Origin of the sequence: Nocardiopsis sp. NPDC058789, from assembly GCF_042745575.1 — a bacterium.
Taxonomy (GTDB): Bacteria; Actinomycetota; Actinomycetes; order Streptosporangiales; family Streptosporangiaceae; genus Nocardiopsis; species Nocardiopsis eucommiae.
Genome location: NZ_JBHYOW010000010.1, coordinates 142,598 through 160,830, shown reverse-complemented (window position 1 = coordinate 160,830; position 18,233 = coordinate 142,598). Strand labels below are relative to the sequence as shown.

Sequence of the window (18,233 nt, the reverse complement as noted above, 5' to 3'; positions counted from 1 at the left end):
CGTGGGTGGGTCTGGTGGGTGGTGGGTGCCTGGTCCTAGGCGCGGGTGCCGTCCTGCGCTCGGGCCCGGGAGACGGCCGTGATGCGCTCCACGTACTTGGCGATGACGTCCACCTCGACGTTCACGGTGGCGCCGACCGCGAGGCCGCCCAGGGTGGTGGCCTCCAGGGTGGCCGGAATGAGGCTGACCTCGAAGAACTCGTCCTCGGCGCCGGGAGCGCTCACAGCCGACACGGTGAGGCTGGTGCCGTCCACGGTGATGGACCCCTTCTCGACCACGTACGGGGAGAGCTGCGGGGAGAGGCCGAACCTCAGGACGTCCCAGTTGTCACCGGGGTTCCGGGAGAGGAGGGTGGCGGTGCCGTCGACGTGGCCCTGCACGATGTGGCCGCCCAGACGGCCGTCGCTGCGGGCGGCGCGTTCGAGGTTCACGGGGGCGCCGGGGGTGAGGGCGCCGAGGGAGGAGCGGTCCAGGGACTCCTTCATCACGTCGGCGGTGAAGGTGCCCTCGCCGCGCGCGACGACGGTCAGGCACACGCCGTTGACCGCGATGGAGTCACCGAGACCGGCGTCGGAGCTGACCAGGGGGCCGTCCACGGTGAGCAGGACCGCCTCACCGTTGGTCCCAGCGGGTTCGATGGAGACGACCTTGCCGAGTTCCTCGACGATTCCGGTGAACACGCCCTACATCCCTTCGCCTGGTACGGCTCCGGGGAAAAGGGTGTGGAAAACGGGTCCACGACAGGAGCGGAGCACGGAGCCGTCACCAAGGGATCGGCACGGCTCGGACCCGCCCCAACGCGCACTGCCTCCCATCCGGACTTTCACCGTCGGTACCGGAATTCCACCGGTTCAACCGGTCGATGGAATCGACCGGGTCGCGGACTGTCACCGCCGGTTCGGACTTTCACCGACCCCGGAGCACGCGTCTGACTGTTGTCTGACGACCCGATCCTAACCCCTCCCCCACACGGCGCATAGCCCGTGTGACGGGGTTCATTGCTCGGCGGGGTCCGTCGACCGGTCCGGGCGGGCGGCCAGACCCGCGCGCACGAACATCTCCGGCGCCCCGAAGGACGCCCAGAAGGCCACTGCGGCGTAGACCACGTACGACACCAGGGCCGACGGCAGCCCGGCCAGGTCCCGGAAGAGGACCCGCTCCACCGCGAGGACGAGCAGGACCACGGAGATCCCGAGGGCGAACCGCGCCGCGCGCGCCGTGGGCGTGCCCGCCGCGCTGTACCAGCCGCGCCGGTGCAGCAGGGTGAAGCCCAGGACCCCGCCGAGCAGCGCTCCGCAGGTGGTGTAGAGCCCGGCCAGGGTGTGGGCGGCGGGATCGGAGGGGGTCGCGCCGATCCACTCGGCGGTGGGGACCACCCAGTCCCCGCGCACACCGAACTGCCAGGCGGTCGCCACCGCGCACGGCACCAGCGAGACCATCAGCAGCCACGACACCCAGCGCAGCGTGTCCAGGGAGCGCCACCAGGCCAGGACACGCTCCTCGTAGCGCAGCACCAGCCACAGCACGGCACCGCCCACGGCCAGACCGACCACGACGTCGCTGAAGTAGTGCGCGCCCAGATAGACACGGGAGAAGGCCACCAGGGCGATCACCGCGACCGCCGCCCACACCAGGCTCCTGCGGCCGGATCTGGCCGCGAGATAGCCGTAGGTCACCACGGCGGCCTGGCTGTGACCCGAGGGCATCCCGAAGCTGCTGTGCTGGGAGTATCCGGTGACCCGCGGATCGAACCAGTAGGGCCGGGAGCCGTAGAGCACCGACTTGAGCAGGTTGTTGACCACCGCCGAGGCGATGACCGCCACGAAGAGCCGGGCGCCCAGGCTCGCGTGGAAACACCAGAAAACGGTCACCAGCAGGACGATGATGACGCCCTGGGAGCCCAGGAAGGTGACGGCCTCCAAGGGAGGGGCGAGCCACCCGGCCAGGCCCTGCAACCAGCGGATCGCCTCGCTCTCCGCCTCCCAGAGGGCGTCCATGGCCAGGTGCTCGGGGGTCCAAGCGTTCACGCGTACTCCACGGGTCCGCGCCTGGCAACGCGCTCACGCCGCGCCGCTCCCCCGAGGGGAAGACGGAGCCGCGACCAAGCGAAATCGACGACTACAGCGGGCAGCATAGGGCGGACCGTCCCACGGTGGCCAGGCCCCCCCGGCCCGGCGCGCCGCGATCGTTACCGGGGGGTCAGGCGAGCGGGCTGGCCTTGCGGGCCTGGGCGCGCAGGGACTCGATGGCGCCGTCCGGGTCCTGGGCGCCGTAGACGGCGGATCCGGCCACGAACACGTCCGCCCCGGCCTCGGCGGCACGCTCGATGGTCTCGTCGCTCACGCCGCCGTCGACCTGGAGCCAGACCGCCGCGTCGCGGTTGTCGAGGAGTTCCCGGGCCCGTCGGATCTTGGGCAGCACCAGGTCCAGGAACCGCTGGCCGCCGAACCCCGGCTCGACGGTCATGAGCAGGAGCATGTCCATCTCACCGATGAGGTCCTCGTAGGGGTCGACCGGCTCGGCGGGGTTGAGGGCCAGCCCGGCGCGGGCGCCGTGCCTGCGGATCTCGCGCAGGGTCCGCACGGGGGCGTTGGCGGCCCTGGCGTGGATGGTGACGCTCCCGGCACCCGCCTCCGCGTAGGCGGGGGCCCAGCGGTCGGGGTCCTCGATCATCAGATGGCAGTCCAGCGGGGTGGTGGTCGCCTTGAGCAGGGAGTCCACGATGGGCAGGCCCAGCGTGAGGTTGGGGACGAAGTGCCCGTCCATGACGTCGACGTGCAGCCAGTCCGCGTTGGGGACGCGGGCGGCCTCGTCGGCGAGGCGCGCGAAGTCGGCGCTGAGGATGCTGGGAGAGATCTGAATTGCCACGTCAGCAGTGTATCCGGGCGGGTTCGGGGCAGGTGTGCCTCGGGGGTACCACGGACCGAGGGGGAGACATGCTGGACGAGGACGGGCTACGGGACTTCCTGGAGGCCTACAGCCGGGAGCTGGTCGGGGGCGATCTGGACGGGATCGCGGCGCGGTACGGATACCCGGCCTATGTCGCGGGGGACCTCGAGAGCATCGCGGTGGCCGCGCCCGCGGACGTGCGGGAGGCCTTCGCGGGGGCGGCCGGGAGCTACCGCGAGCAGGGGATGGTGGACGCGGTCCCCGAGATCCGGCGGATCGAGGAGCTCACCGCGAGGCTGGTGTGGGCGGACGTGCGCTGGTCCTATCGGGACGCGCGCGGCGAGGAGGTCCGGGGTGAGTCGTACCGGTACCTGCTGCGGGAGGCGGGGAACTCCTGCATGATCTGCGTGGTGGTCGCGACGGGCGTCGCGTGACCGACACCTTTACGACGTAGATTCCGACATGTCCGACACACGCCCCCCCCGGGTGAGAGTCCCGGGGGCGCGTGTCGGTCCGCTACTCCGGCTTGCGGCGCAGGAGGGCGAGGAACATGGCGTCCGTGCCGTGGACGTGCGGCCAGAACTGGACGTACTTCCCCTCCGGGCCGGCGGCGAGGTCGGGGACCTCGTCGAGATAGTCCGGGGCGCGCAGGAGTTCGAGGTCCTCGCGCTCGGCCAGCACCCTCCGGACGATCACGTCGGTCTCGTCCAGGTGCGGTGAGCAGGTCACGTAGGCGACGACGCCGCCGGGGCGCGCGGACTCGACCGCCCGGGTGAGCAGTTCGTGCTGGAGCGGGGCGAGCTGGGTGACGTTCTCCGGGCCCCGGCGCCAGCGGGACTCGGGGCGGCGGCGCAGAGCGCCCAGGCCGGTGCACGGCACGTCCGCCAGGACGCGGTCGAAGGAGCCCGGCTTCCAGGCCGGGCGGGTGCCGTCGGCGACGACGGCCCGGCCCGCGTCGCGGGGGGCGCGGCGCACCGCGCTCGCGACCAGGCCCGCGCGGGCGGGCTGGAGCTCCGAGGCGACCAGGCGGGCCTCGCCCTGACCCGCGATGCTGGCCAGCAGACCGGCCTTGCCGCCGGGGCCCGCGCACATGTCCAGCCACAGGGCGTCGCGGCCCCCGGCGTCCACCCGGGTCAGCGCGAGGGCGACGAGCTGGCTGGCCTCGTCCTGGACGGCGGCACGGTTCTGCCGGACCTCGCGGATCAGCCCCGGGTCCCCCTCGGGCAGGTAGGCGGCGAAGGGCGAGTAGCGGCCCGGCAGCGCCCCGGACTCCTCCAGGTCCGCGACCTTGGCCCGGCCGGGCTTGGCCACGAGGGTGACCCTCGGGCGGTCGTTGTGCGCCACCAGCAGCCTCTCGGTCTGCTCCAGGCCGTCCTTGGCCCGCTCCCCCAGGGCACGGGCCAGCTCCTTGACCACCCAGCGCGGGTGGCTGCGCACGACGGACAGGTAGCCGCTGGGGTCGCGCTCGCGGTCGGGGGCGACGATCGCGATCCACGCGTCCAGGTCGCGCGCGCTCACCTTGCGCAGGATCGCGTTGACGAACTTGCCCCGGTGCTGGCCCACCACGCGGCGGGCCAGGTCCACGGTCTCGCTGACGGCGGCGTGCGGCGGGATGTTCGTGGACAGCAGCTGGTGGGAGCCGAGCCGCAGCAGGGGCAGCACCTCGGCGTCCACCGAGGCCAGTGAACGGTCGACGCAGGTCTCCAGGATCGCGTCGTAGGTGCCCTGGTGGCGCAGGGTCCCGTAGGTGAGCTCGGTGGCCAGCGCCGCGTCGCGGCCGTGGATGCCGCGCTCGCCGAGCAGGGCGGGCAGGAGCAGGTTCGCGTAGGCGTCCCGCTGCTCCACCGCGCGCAGCACGTCGTAGGCGACCCGCCGGGCGGGGTCCCGGGGCTGGGGCGGAGCGGTCCGGTGGCCACCGCCCTGCCTGGGTTTTCCACCCTTGCGGGGGCGCTGGTTCCGGGACCGGGACTGCTCGCTCAACGTGTGCTCTGCCTCAACAAGCCGGGGACGGGTGCCGACGCACGCTCACGCACGCCAGATCCGAGAGTACGGCAGCTCAGCGGCCGAGTCGGTCGTCCTCGGTGGGACGCACCCCACGGGCCCAGTCCACGGCGGCCATCTCCTTCTTGCCCTGCGGCCGCACCAGGCCCAGCTCCACGGGGTGGGTGCTGGTGCCGACGATGACGCGCCTCTTGTCCGCGTGCAGCTGGCCGGGGTCGAGGTCGGGCCGGTCGGCGTCGGTGACGGGCCGCACCGCGCCGAGCTTGAGGCGCGTGCCCCGGAAGGTGGTCCAGGCGCCGGGCGCGGGCGTGCAGGCGCGGGCGACGCGGTCCACCCGCTGGGCGGGCGCGGTGAAGTCGAGTTCGGCGTCCAGGGTGGTGAGCTTGCCCGCGTAGGACACGTCGGCGTCCGGTTGCGGGACCGGGACGAGCTCTCCGGAGGCGATGCCGTCGATGGTGCGGAGCAGGAGCCCCGCGCCGGACTCCGCCAGGCGGCCGAGGAGTTCGCCGCTGGTGTCGGTGGGGCGGACCGTCTCCGCGAGGGTGCCGTAGACCGGCCCGGCGTCGAGCTCCTTGACGATCTGGAAGGTGGAGGCCCCGGTGACGTCGTCGCCGTGCAGGAGGGCGTGCTGGACCGGGGCGGCACCCCGCCACGCGGGCAGCAGCGAGAAGTGCAGGTTCACCCAGCCGTGCTTGGGGACGTCCAGCGCGGACTGCGGCAGCAGGGCGCCGTAGGCCACCACCGGGCAGCAGTCGGGGGCGATCTCCGCCAGGCGGGCCAGGAACTCGGGGTCCCCGGCCTTCGCGGGCTTGAGGACCTCGATGCCCTCGCTCTCGGCGAGTTCCGCGACGGGGCTGGCCGAGAGGCTCCGACCACGGCCGGAGCGCGCGTCGGGCCGGGTGACCACCGCCGCGACCTCGTGCCCGGAGTCGATGAGCGCCCGGAGCGAGGGCACCGCCACCTCCGGCGTTCCGGCAAAGACAAGCTTCATGTTCGGGTCCCCTCCGCTGCGCCTACGGTTCACTGTTCTACCAGTACCTGCGGGGTCGCCCGAGCGGGAAAGGCGGCGTTGTCGGTGGGTTCTGGTAAACCAAGGGTGATGACTGAGCAGCCCGACCAGCCCGACGACGGCCTCTTCGACGTGTCGGAACTGCTGGACCCCAAGGCGCTGGCCAAGGCCCGGGCCAGGGATGCGTCCCGCCCCGAACCCCGAAGGCCCGCCGCGAGCCTTCCGGTGGCGCGCGTCATCGTGGACACCCCGCTCCCCCACCTGGACCGCTACTTCGACTACCAGGTCTCCAGTGACCAGGACGCCGACGCGGTGCCCGGCTGCCGGGTGAAGGTCGTGTTCAACGGGCGCCTGTTGGCGGGGCTGCTCGCCGAGCGGGTGGAGCGGTCGGAGTTCGCCGGGCGGCTCGCCTACCTGGACTCGGTGGTCTCCTCGGAGCCGGTCCTGTCCCCGGAGATCCTGGAGCTGGCCCGGGCCGTGGCGGACCGGTACGCGGGCACCCTCAACGAGGTGGCCAAGCTGGCCGTGCCGCCGCGCAGGGTGAAGGTGGAACGGGAGCCCCCGCCCGAGGAGGAGGGTGCCCCGGTGGGCGGCGGATCGGCGACGGACCCGGGCCCCTGGCGGGACTATCCGGAGGGTCCGGCCTTCGTCGAGGCCCTGCGCGAGGGGCGTCCGGCCCGCGCGGTCTGGAACGCCCTGCCCGGCCCCGAGTGGGCCGACGCCATCGCGGTGGCGGCCGGGTCCGCGCTGGACGCCGGTCGCGGCACGGTGATCGTGGTCCCCAACAGCCGTGACGTGCAGGCCGTGGACGCCGCCCTGACCCGCGTCCTGGGCGAGGGGCGCCACGCCGCGCTCCCCGCCGACCTCGGCCCGACCCCGCGCTACCGGCGCTGGTTGTCGGTGCTGCACGGGCGGACGCGGGTGGTGGTGGGTTCGCGCCTGGCCCTGCTGGCGCCCGTGCGCGACCTGGGCCTGGTGGTGCTGTGGGACGACGGGGACGACGTGCACGTGGATCCGCACGCGCCCTATCCGCACGCCCGCACGGTCCTGGCGATGCGCGCGCACATGGCGGGTGCGGGCGCGCTCTTCGGCGGACACACCCGCACCACCGACACCCAGCTCCTGGTGGAATCCGGGTGGGCGCTCCCGTTGGTCTCCGACCGGACGACCCTGCGCGGCCGGGCACCGGTGGTCAAACCCGCCGGGGACGACCGCGAACTGGCCCGGGACGAGGCGGCGCGTTCCGCCCGGCTTCCGAGCCTGGCCCTCAAGGCGGCGCGGGAGGGGGCACGGGAGGGCCCGGTGCTGTTCCAGGTGCCGCGGCGGGGCTATCTGAACGCCCTGGCCTGTGCTGGCTGCCGCGAACCGGCCCGCTGCGGATCCTGTCACGGGCCGTTGGCCATCCGGGAGGCGCACGCGGTGCCCTCCTGCGGGTGGTGCGGGCGGGTGGCCGGTCAGTGGGCGTGCCCCGAGTGCGGAGTGACCCGCATGCGGGCGGTGGTGGTGGGTGCCCGCCGGACCGCCGAGGAGCTCGGCCGGGCCTTCCCGTCCCTGACGGTGCGCACCTCCGGCCGGGACGAGGTCCTGGCGGAGGTGCCGAACCAGCCCTCGCTGGTGGTCTCCACCCCGGGGGCGGAGCCGGTGGTCCCGGACGGGGGGTACGCGGCCGCGGTGCTCCTGGACGGCTGGGCGCTGCTCAACCGGGCGGACCTGCGCGCCTCGGAGGAGGCGCTGCGCCGCTGGTTCAACGCGGCCGCGCTCGTGCGGCCGGGGGGCACCGTGGTGGTCTCGGCCGACGCGTCCCTGCCGGTGGTGCAGTCACTGGTCCGCTGGGACCCGGGCGGTTTCGCCGAACGGGAGCTGGCCGAGCGGCGCGCGCTGGGCTTCCCTCCAGCGGTGTCGATGGCCTCGATCACCGGGGCCCCCGAGCACGTGCGCGAGCTGCTGGACCAGATCCAGCTGCCCGAGTCGGCCGAGCTGCTGGGACCGGTCCCGGTCGGGTCCGAGACCGGCGAGAACGGTGACCACGTGACCGAGCGGGCGCTGTTGCGGGTGCCACGGGGGGCGATCGGCGACCTCTCCCGGGCGTTGAAGGCGGCCGCCTCGGCGCGCAGCGCGCGGCGGGACGAACACCTGGTGCAGGTCCGGGTGGACCCCCCGCACGTGCTCTAGGCGACCGGTTCCGACCACGGACCGGCGCTCTCCCCGAAGCGGGCCCGGTACAGGTCGCGCAGGAGGGCGACCTCGGCGCCGTGGTGGATGAACTCGCGGTTCAGGTGCAGGATGAGCACGACCAGCGGGAAGTCCGCCCACTGGGGCGCCTCGGCGCCGCCCACCGGTTCGGCCAGGTCGTCGTCGTCGAGTTCCTGGACGTGCTCGGACCAGGTGAGGTAGGCCCTGCGCAGGCGCTGTCTGGCCTCGGCCGCACTGGAGGGCCAGTCGATGTTGTCGCGGCTGGCGGTGCGGTCCCCGAAGTGCCAGTTGATCCTGGCCTCCAGGACGTCCACCACGATGTGTCCCAGGCGCCAGGCGATGGTGGTGACCGGCGGCGGGACGGGCTCCGGGTAGGCACCGTCCGGGGCGTGGCGGCCGTCGGGCAGCTGGCGCACCGTCCAGCAGCCGGGGACGGGCTCCCAGTAGAACTCGGCGTCCGTCAGCCCCTCCAGCCTGGGCCACAGCGAGAAGTCCCAGTAGAACCTCATCTGGGCCTGGATCTCACCGTTCCAGTTCAGCGCCATCACGTCGCTCCCCTTCCTCGCCCGGGCGCGCGGCCCAGTCCGCCCAGGGTTCCACACCCCGGGGCGGACACGTCCTCGTCCGGGTAGGGCCACCAGGTCAGGTCGGCGACCCCCGGTTCGACGGGGAGGAAGGGGGCGAAGGCCCGTTCCGCCGTGGGGCGGGGAGCCGTGGACGTGAGGGCGACGTATCCGCCGCCGCGCATCATGCGGTGCAGGGTGTCGAGACCGGCGGGCGGGTCCTGTTCGGTGCCGGGGCGGGTCATCAGGACGGCGACGGGCTCGTCGAAGTCGACGAGCCCGCTGGTGTGGAGGCGTCGGAGCACGGAGTCCGTACCGGTGCCGCCGGAGCCGTCCCCGGCCAGGACGGTCGCGTTGGAGGCGGGTGCGGCCAGCACCCCGGCCGTCCCGGTCGGGGCCAGGTGCACCAGTGTGGCGTCGGCGCTGGCCCGGCGTACGCGCTCGGCGGTGCCGGGCACCGGGCAGCCCCAGTCCACGAACTGGCGTATCCCGGCGTCCGCGCAGAGGTAGTCGACGACGCGGCCGAGGAAGGCCTGGTGCAGGCGGACCCGCTCGGCGTCGGCCGGGTCCGGCGGTCGGGTGCGCGGGCCGAGGCTGACCACCGGTGAGGGCTGCTCGGGGACGCGCGGGGGCTCGGTGGGTCGGAACACGGCCGTGAGGGGACCTGTCTTGGGTCCTCGTACGTCCGTCACGATCACGCTCCCCCAGCCGGTTCGCTCGCGGGAGGCGGGACGTCGCGTCGGTACGGACCGGTCGGGTCCGGCGACGGCGCGCCCCGCCGTCAGGGCCCGATAGTACCGCCTGGGAACGTGATCCCCAGCACACCCCCGCGTGAAATGTGACCCAGTGCGTCGAATGGGGGGTCATGCGTAGTGAAGTTCCATGAGTCCGAGGTCCCGAACACACAGATTCCAGACATTCCGGGCGGCATCCGACGCTTCAGAGGACGTTGCGGGGGTCCGGAACCGGGGCGAGGCGGCCGTCGCAGTCGGCGTACTCCCAGCGCGGGCCGTGGGCCACGAGGTCGGTGACCGCGCCGACCAGCCGGTCCACGTGCTCCTCGGTGGTCCCCACGCCCAGGCTCGCCCGCACGGCCTGCTCGTGCCCCTCGGGCAGCAGGTGGGTGGTGAGCGGGTGGGCGCAGAACAGGCCGTCGCGCACCCCGATCCCGTACTCGGCGGAGAGCGCGGCGGCGAGGAGGTCGGCGGGCAGGCCGTCGACCACGAACGACACGATCCCGACCCGGGCGTGTTCGGCGTCCCACAGGGACAGTTCGCGCACGCCCTCGATCTCGCCCAGCCCGGAGCGCAGGCGCTCCAGCAGAGCGGCCTCACGGATGTGCTGGAGGGAGAGCGTCTCGGTGGTGAAGGTGTCGCAGGCCGCCGCCAGCGCCACGGCTCCCAGCACGTTCGGGCTGCCCGCCTCGTGGCGCGCGGGCAGGTCGTTCCACTGGACGTCGTGTTCGGTCACCCGGCGGGTCGCGCCCCCTCCCGCCAGGTAGGGGGCGGCGTCGCTGAGCCAGTCGGCACGGCCCGCCAGCACTCCGGAACCGAAGGGGGCGTAGAGCTTGTGCCCGGACAGGGCCACGTAGTCGGCGCCGGTGCCGGTGAGACTGAACGGCAGGTGCGGCACGTACTGGGCCGCGTCCACCACCACACGGGCCCCCTCAGCGTGGGCGGCCTCGACCAGTTCCTCGACCGGCCAGATCTCGCCGGTGACGTTGGAGGCGGCGGTGACGCACAGCAGGCGGGGACCCTCGGGCGCCCGCGCGAGCGCGGCGCGGGCCGAGGCGACGGCTTCCTCGGGCGACGCGGGCAGGGGAAGGCGGATCACCTGTCCGGCGCGTGCGGCCGGGTGCTCCCACGGAAGGAGGCTCGCGTGGTGCTCGGACTCGAAGACCACCACGGTGCAGCCCTCGGGCACGGCGCGGGCCAGCAGGTTGACGGCGTCGGTGGTGCCGCGCACGAACACGACCGCGTCGGCGGAACCGTGGGCGTCGGCCTCGGTGCGCACGCCCAGGAACCGGGAGACGCTGCGGCGGGCGCGCTCGTAGGCGTCGGTGCTGACCTGCGAGTGGTGCCCGGCGCCCCGGTGGACGCTGGCGTAGTACGGGAGAGCGGCGGAGAGCGCGTCCGCGACGCTGGTCAGGCAGGGGGCGCTGGCCGCGTAGTCGAAGTTGGCGTAGTCGACGTACTCACCGTCGACCAGGGGGACCCCGCCCTCGGCGGTGACGATCGCGCACTCGGTGCGGGCCTCGGCCTCTCGGGCCGCGTCCCGGGCGGCGGAACGGCTGGAGCGCGTGGAGTCGAACGGGATGACGGTGGTCATGGGGCACCTCTTCTGCGGGTCGTGGGACCCACGGGGTACGCCGATGACGGCTGCGCCTCAGGGGTCCGCGCTTGTCTGACACGGTCGTGTCGGGACCTGGTCCTCACCCGGGGCACCCCACCGCGGAAGGAGGGTTGCCGACCAGCTAGCCGGGGCTTGTCGCTGGTACTCGTGACCTGAGCGGAAATGTAACACAGGGTTCCCGGAGCGCGCATCCGTGCGCGCGTGTGCCCTGGACCACCCCCCGCCTTGACACCGACCGTCCCGGCTGGGCCATACTGATCGAGAACTGCCCTCACGTCGCGGGTGTCCGGTTTCCCCCGGCCGCCCTTCAGACGCGAGACTCCAGTCAGTTGGAGTTTTCGCGTGCCCGCAGACAAGAGGTGCTTTTCCGTTGTACGGCGACGACCGTGTTCAGCAGCTTCTCCGCGACCCCAGGGTCGTGCTCATCTCCGGCTACGCCCGTCTTCCCGACTCGGTGGCGAGCCATTCCCAGTACCAGCGGCTCGGTGTCGTGCTCGCGGTGGACTCCGCGGACGGCCGGATCGTGGCCGCGGACACCACCCTCCTGACCGACCTGGCCAAGGACTTCTTCCGTGCCCTGGTCGAGGGCGCCTCGGTGACCGAGGACATCGCGGAGATCGTCCAGCGGGTCCAGACGCGCTACGCGGGCCAGTCCGGCGCCGCGCTCACCACCGCGCTGCGCCGCTGCCTGGAGACCTACTACCAGCTGCGGGACGGCGACCAGCTGCCCGGCGGCCCCGTGGATCCCGAGTGCCCGTCCGACGGCAAGGAGTGACCCCCCATGCGTGAGACCCATCCTCAGCCCGACCCCGGTCCCGGTCAGGGAGCACCGCTCCCCCTGGCCGGGGTGCGGATCGCCGACCTGTCCCGGGTGCTCGCGGGCCCCTACGCGACCATGCTGCTCGCGGACATGGGCGCCGAGGTGGTGAAGGTGGAGCAGCCCGGCCGGGGCGACGACACCCGCTCCTGGGGCCCGCCCTACGCGGAGCCCACGGAGGAGCACCGGGCGGACCACTCCCCCGGCGAGGCCGCGTACTTCCTGTCCGTGAACCGGAACAAGCGCAGCCTGGCCGTCGACCTGAAGGACCCGGAGGGGCTGGCCGCCGTCCAGGAGCTGTGCGCCACCTCGGACGTGGTGATCCAGAACTTCCGGCCCGGGGTGATCGACCGGCTCGGGTTGGGATACGAGCAGGTCAGCGCGCGCAATCCGGCCGTCGTGTACTGCTCCGTGAGCGGTTTCGGCCCCGAACACGAACCCGCCACCCGTCCGGGGTTCGACATCGTCGTGCAGGCCGAGAGCGGGCTGATGGCCGCCACCGGTCCCGTCGACGGTCCGGCGAGCAAGGTGGGTGTGGCGCTCACCGACGTCCTGACCGGCCTGAACGCGGCCGTGGGCATCCTCGGTGCGCTCATGCGGGCCCGGGTGACCGGGCGCGGCGAGGACATCAGCGTCTCCCTGGTCAACTCCACCCTGTCCAGCCTGGTCAACCTCGCGCAGCAGGCGCTGGTCACCGGGGCCGAGCCGGCGCGCGTGGGCAACGCCCACACGACCATCGTGCCGTACCAGGTGTTCCCCACGAAGGACGCCGAGGTGGTGATCGCGGCCGGGAACGACGCCCTCTACCAGCGCCTGTGCTCCGCGATCGACCGCCCCGATCTGGGCACGGACCCCCGGTACGCCACCAACCCGGAACGGGTCGCGCACCGGGGGGAACTGGTCGCGGAGCTGTCCGCGACGCTGCGGGAGCGGCCCGCCGAACACTGGATGCGGGTCCTGGTCGAGGCCGGGGTCCCCGCCGGTCGGGTACGCGGGGTGCTGGACGCCCTGCGCACCGCGGACGCCAACGGCGACGACGTCCTGCGCACCGTGGAGCACCCCACCGCCGGACCGTTGGAGCAGGTCCGTGCGGGCTTCCGCATGAAGCACACCCCCGTACCGATGACCGCTCCCCCGCTGCTCGGGCAGCACTCGGCTCAGGTCCTGAGCGAACTCGGCCTCACCCAGGAGCGGATCGCTGCGCTCCTGACCAGTGGCGCCGTCCAGCAGACCGACGTCGGCTGAGCCGTTCCCGCCCCGGCACCGACCCCACACACACAAGCACGACGAAGGGACACCCATCATGAGCGACTCCCATCGCAGGGCCGCCGCACCCGACCCCCTCGACTTCCTGGCGGTGGACGCCGAGCTCTCCGACACCGAGCGCGACATCCGTGACGCCGTCCGCGAGTTCTCCACCCGTGAGCTCCTGCCCCACGTGGCCGACTGGTTCGAGGCCGGAACCCTCCCCGACCCGCGCGGCCTGGCCAAGGCCTTCGGCGACCTGGGCGTGCTCGGCATGCACCTGGAGGGGTACGGCTGCGGCGGCTCCAGCGCCGTCGCGTACGGCCTGGCCTGCCGCGAGCTGGAGGCGGTGGACTCGGGGCTGCGCAGCTTCGTGTCCGTGCAGGGCTCGCTGGCCATGGCCGCGATCCACAAGCTCGGCTCGGAGGAGCAGAAGAACGAGTGGTTGCCCCGGATGGCCGCCGGTGACGCGATCGGCTGCTTCGGGCTGACCGAGCCCGACTCCGGCTCCGACCCGGGCTCCATGCGCACGCGCGCCCGCCGCGACGGCGCGGACTGGGTCCTCAACGGCACCAAGATGTGGATCACCAACGGATCGGTCGCCGACGTCGCCGTGGTGTGGGCCGCGACCGACGACGGGATCCGCGGTTTCGTGGTGCCCACGGACACCCCCGGGTTCTCCGCCAACGTGATCCACAAGAAGTTGTCGCTGCGCGCGTCGATCACCTCCGAGCTGGTCCTGGAGGACGTGCGGCTGCCCGCCGACGCCGTCATGCCCGCGTCGAAGGGGCTCGGTTCCCCGCTGTCCTGCCTGAACGAGGCCCGGTACGGGATCGTGTGGGGTGTGGCCGGGGCCGCCCGCGCCTGCTACGAGGCCTCCCTGGACTACGCGAAGACGCGTGAGCAGTTCGGCAGGCCCATCGGCGGGTTCCAGCTCACCCAGCGCAAGCTCGCCGACATGGTCGTGGACGTCAACCACGCCTCGATGACGGCGCTGCGGATCGGCCGTCTCAAGGACGAGGGGAACTGCCACCACAACCACGTGAGCTTCGGCAAGTTCGCGAACGTGGCGGCGGCCCAGCGGGTGGCCCGGACGGCGCGCGGCATCCACGGCGCCAACGGGATCACCCTGGAGTACCCGGTGATGCGGCACATGGTGAACCTGGAGACCGTGGCCACGTACGAGGGCACGGAGGAGATCCACGCGCTCAGCATCGGCCAGTCCGTGACCGGCGTCTCCGCGTTCCGCTAGACCGGGGGCGTGCCCACGGGTGCCATCGGTGGCCGGAAACCATCACAATGGGAGCATCCGATCGAGGGAGTTGCCGAAGATGGTGAACGAACCGACGAAGCGGTTCGAGATGACGAAACTGCGGCGGACCGCCAACGCCTTCGTCAGCGGCTTCGTCAAGTACGGGGCCTGCCCGCCGGAGCTGCACCTGCTCACCACGCGTGGGCGCACCTCCGGTTTCCTGCGCACCATCCCGCTCAGTGTCCTGGACAGTGAGAGCGGCCGGTACCTGGTCTCCCCGTACGGGGAGGTCGACTGGGTGCGCAACATCCGCAAGGACGGATTCGCCACCCTCCGTCAGGGCGGCTGGATCGAGCTGGTGAGCGTGCGGGAGCTGGGCCCGGCCGAGGCGGCTCCGGTACTCAAGGAGTACCTGGACAACCCCCGGTCCGCGGTCGTGGGCCCGTACTTCGACGCCCCGCCGGAGGCACCGGAGCAGGCGTTCGAGGCCGAGGCCGACCGGCACCCGGTCTTCCAGATCGTGCGGTCCACGACGATCCGTCTGTAGTACCGCGAACGGAGCCCCGGTCACCCAGGTGACCGGGGCTCCGCCGTGGGGTGTCGACCGCGCGGTGTGTCAGCGCGCGGGGCGCAGCAGCACCGTGCCCCGGTCGAGCGGCGTGTAGCCCACCGTCGCGTACGTCATGGCCGGGGTCGGGTAGGCCTCGTTCGGTGTGGTGTTGATGTACACCCGGTCCCCGCCGCGCCGCGCGGTCAGGGCGCACGCCGTGAGGGCGAGCGCGACGGCCAGGCCACGGCGCCGGTGCGCGGGGACCACACCGAGGGGTTCGATCTCCGAGCAGCGGTTCAGCGCGTCCCACCACACGACGCAGCAGGCGGCCAGCGATCCGTCGGGGGCCTCCACCACCAGGTCGAGTTCGCGGTCGTACAGCAGCGCGGCGCGGGTGTTGTCGTACCGTTCCCGGCTGAAGCGGCTGGTGAGGTCCGGGTTCACCGTGCCCGCGCGTTCGGGCCAGGGCAGGTCGAAGGGCCGCCAGGCGGTGCGGTGGCACTCCACGCGAGCCTCCCGCTCGTCCTCGCGGACGGGGCGGATCCGGTAGCCCTCGGGGAGGCGGATCTCCTCCTCGGTGGCGGCGCGGCTCATCCACTCACCGAAGGTGTTGTTCTCGCCGAGGGCGAACCCCGCCTTCTCCGCGAGGTCCCGGAGCGCGTCGTCACCGTCGAAGACGAGCAGCTCCACGGCGGCGTCACCGGTCCGGGCCAGGGCCCGGTCCAGGAGCGCGGACCCGGCGTCGGGGTCCTCGGTCGCGCCCGTGAGCGTGAGGGTGGCGAGGGAGTGCAGGACGTTGGGTCCCTCGATCACCGCCCAGCCCACGATCCCGCCGTCGCGCTCGGCCACGGTCGTGTTCTCGGCGGTGAACTCCTCGGTGGCCAGCTGCCACCCGAGCCCGCCCGGGTGCGGTGCCCGCGGCCACAGTCGTTGGGCCAGGGCCTCCAGGGCACGCCCGTCCTCGGGGCGGAACGGACGGATGTCGAGCATGGGGGGCTGCCTTCCCTCGAAGTGGTCCTGGGCACGCTAGCGCCGGGGACCGCCCCCGCTCCACTGGTTTTCCGCGCCCGAGCCGCGCCCCGAGGGACGGCCCGGGTCAGTTGCGGACGCGGAAGACGTCGTACACGCCGTCCACCCCGCGGACGGCGCGCAACACGCTGCCCAGGTGGGTGGGGTCGGCCATCTCGAAGGTGAACCTGCTCTGCGCCACCCGGTCCCGGCTGGTCTGCACCGTGGCGGACAGGATGTTGACGTGCTGGTCGGAGAGCACCCTCGTGATGTCGGACAGCAGACGCGAGCGGTCCAGGGCCTCCACGTGCAGCGCCACCAGGAACATCGAGTCCTCGGTGGGGCGCCACTCGACGTCCACCATGCGCTCGCGGTCCAGGCTCGCGGCGTTGACGCAGTCCGCGCGGTGCACGGAGACCCCGTTGCCCCGGGTCACGAAGCCGACGATCTCGTCTCCGGGCACGGGCGTACAACACTTGGACAGGCGCGCCCACACGTCGGCGTCGCCCCCGGCCACGACCACGCCCGGGTTCCCCGCGCGCTGGCGGCTGGTGGCCACCTTGGTCGGCAGGGAGGACTCCGCGAGGTCCTCGGCGTGGCTGTCCAGCCCGCCCATGGAGTCCACCAGCTTGCCGACCACGCTCTGCGCGCTGACCTGGCGTTCGCCCACGGCCGCGTACAGGGAGTCGACGTCCGGATAGCGCAGGTCACGGGCGAGGGCGATGATGGCCTCCCCGTTGAACAGGCGCTTGACCGGCAGCTCCTGCTTGCGCATGTACTTGGCGATCTCGTCCTTGCCCTGCTCGATCGCGGCCTCGCGGCGCTCCTTGGTGAACCAGTGCCGGATCTTGTTGCGGGCGCGGGCGCTCTTGACGAAGTTGAGCCAGTCGCGGCTGGGCCCGGCGTCGGGGTCCTTGGAGGTGAGGATCTCCACGGTCTCGCCGTTGTGCAGCTCGTTCTCCAGCGGTACGAGGCGTCCGTTGATCCGGGCGCCCACGGTGCGGTGGCCCACCTCGGTGTGCACGGCGTAGGAGAAGTCGACCGCCGTGGCGCCCTGGGGCAGGGAGATGACGTCGCCGCCCGGGGTGAAGACGAACACCTCCTGCACGGACAGGTCGAAGCGCAGCGACTCCAGGAACTCGCCCGGGTCCTTGGTCTCCTGCTGCCAGTCGATGAGCTGGCGCAGCCACTGCATGTCGGTGGTGCCCTTGGGCTTGGCCTCGGCGCCGGAGGAGTTGCGGTCCTCCTTGTACTTCCAGTGCGCGGCGATGCCGTACTCGGCGCGGCGGTGCATCGCGCGGGTGCGGATCTGGAGTTCGACCGGGTTGCCTGAGGGACCGATGACCGTCGTGTGCAGCGACTGGTACATGTTGAACTTCGGCATCGCGATGTAGTCCTTGAACCGGCCGGGGACCGGGTTCCACCGCGCGTGGATCGTGCCCAGGGCCGCGTAGCAGTCCCGGACGCTGTCCACCAGGACCCGCACCGCGATGAGGTCGTAGATCTCGTCGAAGCCCACGTTGCGGGCGATCATCTTCTGGTAGATCGAGTAGTAGTGCTTGGGCCGCCCGCGCACGGTCGCCTTGAGCTTGGACTCGCGCAGGTCGGCGGAGACCGCCTCGATGACCTCCTGGAGGTACACGTCGCGGCGGGGGGCCCGCTCGGAGACCAGACGGGCGATCTCGTCGAAGCGCTTGGGGTAGAGGGTGGCGAACGCCAGGTCCTCCAGCTCCCACTTGATGGTGTTCATACCCAGGCGGTGGGCGAGCGGAGCGAAGATCTCCAGGGTCTCGCGGGCCTTCTTCTCCCGCTTGGCGCGGGCGGGGAGGTAGCGCAGGGTACGCATGTTGTGCAGGCGGTCGCACAGCTTGATGACCAGGACCCGGATGTCGCGGGCCATCGCCACGACCATCTTGCGGACCGTCTCGGCCTGGGTGGCCTCGCCGTACTTGACCTTGTCCAGCTTGGTGACGCCGTCGACCAGCTCCGCGATCTCGTCGCCGAAGTCGGCGCGCAGCTCGTCGAGGGAGTAGTCGGTGTCCTCGACGGTGTCGTGTAGGAGGGCGGCGGCCAGGGTGGCCTCCTGCATGCCGAGCTCCGCGAGGATGGTGGCCACGGCGAGGGGGTGCGTGATGTAGGGGTCGCCGCTCTTGCGTTTCTGGTGGCGATGATGGTGGGCCGCGACCTCGTAGGCGCGTTCGATCAGCCGCACGTCCACCTTGGGATGGGTGGCGCGCACGGTCTTGATCAGTGGTTCGAGCACCGGGTTCATCGTCACTCCCCGCTGGGCCCCGAGTCGGGCGAGCCTTCGGCGTACTCGCACGGTGGAGGGTGTGGTGGCCGCCTGACCCCCC

The 18,233-nt window shown here is 72.5% G+C and carries 16 protein-coding genes and 2 riboswitches; of the genes, 6 read left to right on the top strand and 10 right to left on the bottom strand.

Translation table 11 applies throughout. The features are described from left to right. Window positions 1–35: 35 nt before the first annotated feature. The 3 genes from ACFW3L_RS16875 to rpe form a co-directional block, all read right to left on the bottom strand. Window positions 36–680 (bottom strand): riboflavin synthase, encoded by a 645-nt coding sequence (locus ACFW3L_RS16875; protein WP_378741323.1) that lies wholly within the window; start codon window positions 678–680, stop codon window positions 36–38. Between the two features lie 117 nt (window positions 681–797). Continuing rightward, window positions 798–928, bottom strand: a riboswitch (FMN riboswitch). 67 nt (window positions 929–995) lie between these two features. After that, window positions 996–1,997, bottom strand: coding sequence for a phosphatase PAP2 family protein (locus ACFW3L_RS16870; RefSeq protein WP_378741578.1), 1,002 nt, complete (start codon window positions 1,995–1,997; stop codon window positions 996–998). A gap of 202 nt (window positions 1,998–2,199) precedes the next feature. Beyond that, the gene (gene rpe / locus ACFW3L_RS16865) at window positions 2,200–2,868 is read right to left on the bottom strand and encodes a ribulose-phosphate 3-epimerase (protein ID WP_378741320.1); all 669 of its coding nucleotides are present in this window, start codon (window positions 2,866–2,868) and stop codon (window positions 2,200–2,202) included. Between the two features lie 68 nt (window positions 2,869–2,936). Here rpe and ACFW3L_RS16860 point away from each other — a divergent pair, with 68 nt between their 5' ends. Further along, window positions 2,937–3,323, top strand: a complete 387-nt coding sequence (locus ACFW3L_RS16860; RefSeq protein ID WP_378741318.1) for a hypothetical protein — start codon at window positions 2,937–2,939, stop codon at window positions 3,321–3,323. Window positions 3,324–3,405: 82 nt separating this feature from the next. Here ACFW3L_RS16860 and ACFW3L_RS16855 read toward each other — a convergent pair whose 3' ends face one another. Both ACFW3L_RS16855 and fmt read right to left on the bottom strand, forming a co-directional pair. Further along, on the bottom strand, window positions 3,406–4,869 hold the full coding sequence (locus ACFW3L_RS16855; protein WP_378741315.1) for an RsmB/NOP family class I SAM-dependent RNA methyltransferase: 1,464 nt from the start codon (window positions 4,867–4,869) through the stop codon (window positions 3,406–3,408). A 76-nt stretch (window positions 4,870–4,945) separates the two neighbouring features. Next, window positions 4,946–5,881 (bottom strand): methionyl-tRNA formyltransferase, encoded by a 936-nt coding sequence (gene fmt / locus ACFW3L_RS16850; protein ID WP_378741313.1) that lies wholly within the window; start codon window positions 5,879–5,881, stop codon window positions 4,946–4,948. 108 nt (window positions 5,882–5,989) lie between these two features. Between fmt and ACFW3L_RS16845 the strand changes: the two genes are divergently transcribed. After that, complete coding sequence (locus ACFW3L_RS16845; protein ID WP_378741311.1) at window positions 5,990–8,071, top strand: primosomal protein N'; 2,082 nt, start codon at window positions 5,990–5,992, stop codon at window positions 8,069–8,071. Here ACFW3L_RS16845 and ACFW3L_RS16840 read toward each other — a convergent pair. From ACFW3L_RS16840 to ACFW3L_RS16830, 3 genes are all read right to left on the bottom strand, one after another. After that, the gene (locus ACFW3L_RS16840) at window positions 8,068–8,637 is read right to left on the bottom strand and encodes a DinB family protein (RefSeq protein ID WP_378741308.1); all 570 of its coding nucleotides are present in this window, start codon (window positions 8,635–8,637) and stop codon (window positions 8,068–8,070) included. The genes ACFW3L_RS16845 and ACFW3L_RS16840 overlap by 4 nt on opposite strands. Next, window positions 8,637–9,347, bottom strand: coding sequence for an SAM-dependent methyltransferase (locus ACFW3L_RS16835; protein WP_378741306.1), 711 nt, complete (start codon window positions 9,345–9,347; stop codon window positions 8,637–8,639). The genes ACFW3L_RS16840 and ACFW3L_RS16835 overlap by 1 nt, the downstream gene beginning before the upstream one ends. Window positions 9,348–9,594: 247 nt before the next feature. Then, a complete protein-coding gene (locus ACFW3L_RS16830) occupies window positions 9,595–10,983 on the bottom strand; it encodes an aminotransferase class V-fold PLP-dependent enzyme (protein ID WP_378741304.1) in 1,389 nt (462 codons plus the stop codon). Between the two features lie 62 nt (window positions 10,984–11,045). Next, a riboswitch (SAM riboswitch) is annotated at window positions 11,046–11,160 on the bottom strand. A gap of 217 nt (window positions 11,161–11,377) precedes the next feature. Between ACFW3L_RS16830 and ACFW3L_RS16825 the strand changes: the two genes are divergently transcribed. The 4 genes from ACFW3L_RS16825 to ACFW3L_RS16810 all read left to right on the top strand — a co-directional run bounded on the left by ACFW3L_RS16825 (window position 11,378) and on the right by ACFW3L_RS16810 (window position 14,868). Next, on the top strand, window positions 11,378–11,782 hold the full coding sequence (locus ACFW3L_RS16825) for a DUF3870 domain-containing protein (protein ID WP_378741302.1): 405 nt from the start codon (window positions 11,378–11,380) through the stop codon (window positions 11,780–11,782). A 6-nt stretch (window positions 11,783–11,788) separates the two neighbouring features. Then, window positions 11,789–13,069 (top strand): CaiB/BaiF CoA transferase family protein, encoded by a 1,281-nt coding sequence (locus ACFW3L_RS16820; RefSeq protein ID WP_378741300.1) that lies wholly within the window; start codon window positions 11,789–11,791, stop codon window positions 13,067–13,069. Window positions 13,070–13,127: 58 nt separating this feature from the next. Further along, window positions 13,128–14,321: an acyl-CoA dehydrogenase family protein gene (locus tag ACFW3L_RS16815; protein WP_378741298.1), complete on the top strand. Its 1,194-nt coding sequence runs from the start codon at window positions 13,128–13,130 to the stop codon at window positions 14,319–14,321. 79 nt (window positions 14,322–14,400) lie between these two features. Next, entirely contained in the window at window positions 14,401–14,868 is a 468-nt protein-coding gene (locus ACFW3L_RS16810; RefSeq protein ID WP_378741296.1) for a nitroreductase/quinone reductase family protein, read from the top strand. 69 nt (window positions 14,869–14,937) lie between these two features. Here the strand turns inward: ACFW3L_RS16810 and ACFW3L_RS16805 are convergent, their stop codons facing one another. After that, window positions 14,938–15,861 carry a GNAT family N-acetyltransferase gene (locus tag ACFW3L_RS16805; RefSeq protein ID WP_378741294.1) on the bottom strand — a complete coding sequence of 308 codons (924 nt, stop codon included), beginning with the start codon at window positions 15,859–15,861 and terminating at the stop codon, window positions 14,938–14,940. 106 nt (window positions 15,862–15,967) lie between these two features. Further along, window positions 15,968–18,151, bottom strand: coding sequence for a RelA/SpoT family protein (locus ACFW3L_RS16800; protein WP_378741576.1), 2,184 nt, complete (start codon window positions 18,149–18,151; stop codon window positions 15,968–15,970). Window positions 18,152–18,233 lie beyond the last annotated feature (82 nt).

Coding starts and splice junctions, on each gene's coding strand:
- ACFW3L_RS16870 (WP_378741578.1), bottom strand. CDS start 1,997: ATGGACGCCCTCTGGGAGGCGGAGAGCGAGGCGATCCGCTGGTTGCAG.
- ACFW3L_RS16860 (WP_378741318.1), top strand. CDS start 2,937: ATGCTGGACGAGGACGGGCTACGGGACTTCCTGGAGGCCTACAGCCGG.
- fmt (WP_378741313.1), bottom strand. CDS start 5,881: ATGAAGCTTGTCTTTGCCGGAACGCCGGAGGTGGCGGTGCCCTCGCTC.
- ACFW3L_RS16845 (WP_378741311.1), top strand. CDS start 5,990: ATGACTGAGCAGCCCGACCAGCCCGACGACGGCCTCTTCGACGTGTCG.
- ACFW3L_RS16840 (WP_378741308.1), bottom strand. CDS start 8,637: ATGGCGCTGAACTGGAACGGTGAGATCCAGGCCCAGATGAGGTTCTAC.
- ACFW3L_RS16830 (WP_378741304.1), bottom strand. CDS start 10,983: ATGACCACCGTCATCCCGTTCGACTCCACGCGCTCCAGCCGTTCCGCC.
- ACFW3L_RS16820 (WP_378741300.1), top strand. CDS start 11,789: ATGCGTGAGACCCATCCTCAGCCCGACCCCGGTCCCGGTCAGGGAGCA.
- ACFW3L_RS16815 (WP_378741298.1), top strand. CDS start 13,128: ATGAGCGACTCCCATCGCAGGGCCGCCGCACCCGACCCCCTCGACTTC.
- ACFW3L_RS16810 (WP_378741296.1), top strand. CDS start 14,401: ATGGTGAACGAACCGACGAAGCGGTTCGAGATGACGAAACTGCGGCGG.
- ACFW3L_RS16805 (WP_378741294.1), bottom strand. CDS start 15,861: ATGCTCGACATCCGTCCGTTCCGCCCCGAGGACGGGCGTGCCCTGGAG.
- ACFW3L_RS16800 (WP_378741576.1), bottom strand. CDS start 18,151: ATGAACCCGGTGCTCGAACCACTGATCAAGACCGTGCGCGCCACCCAT.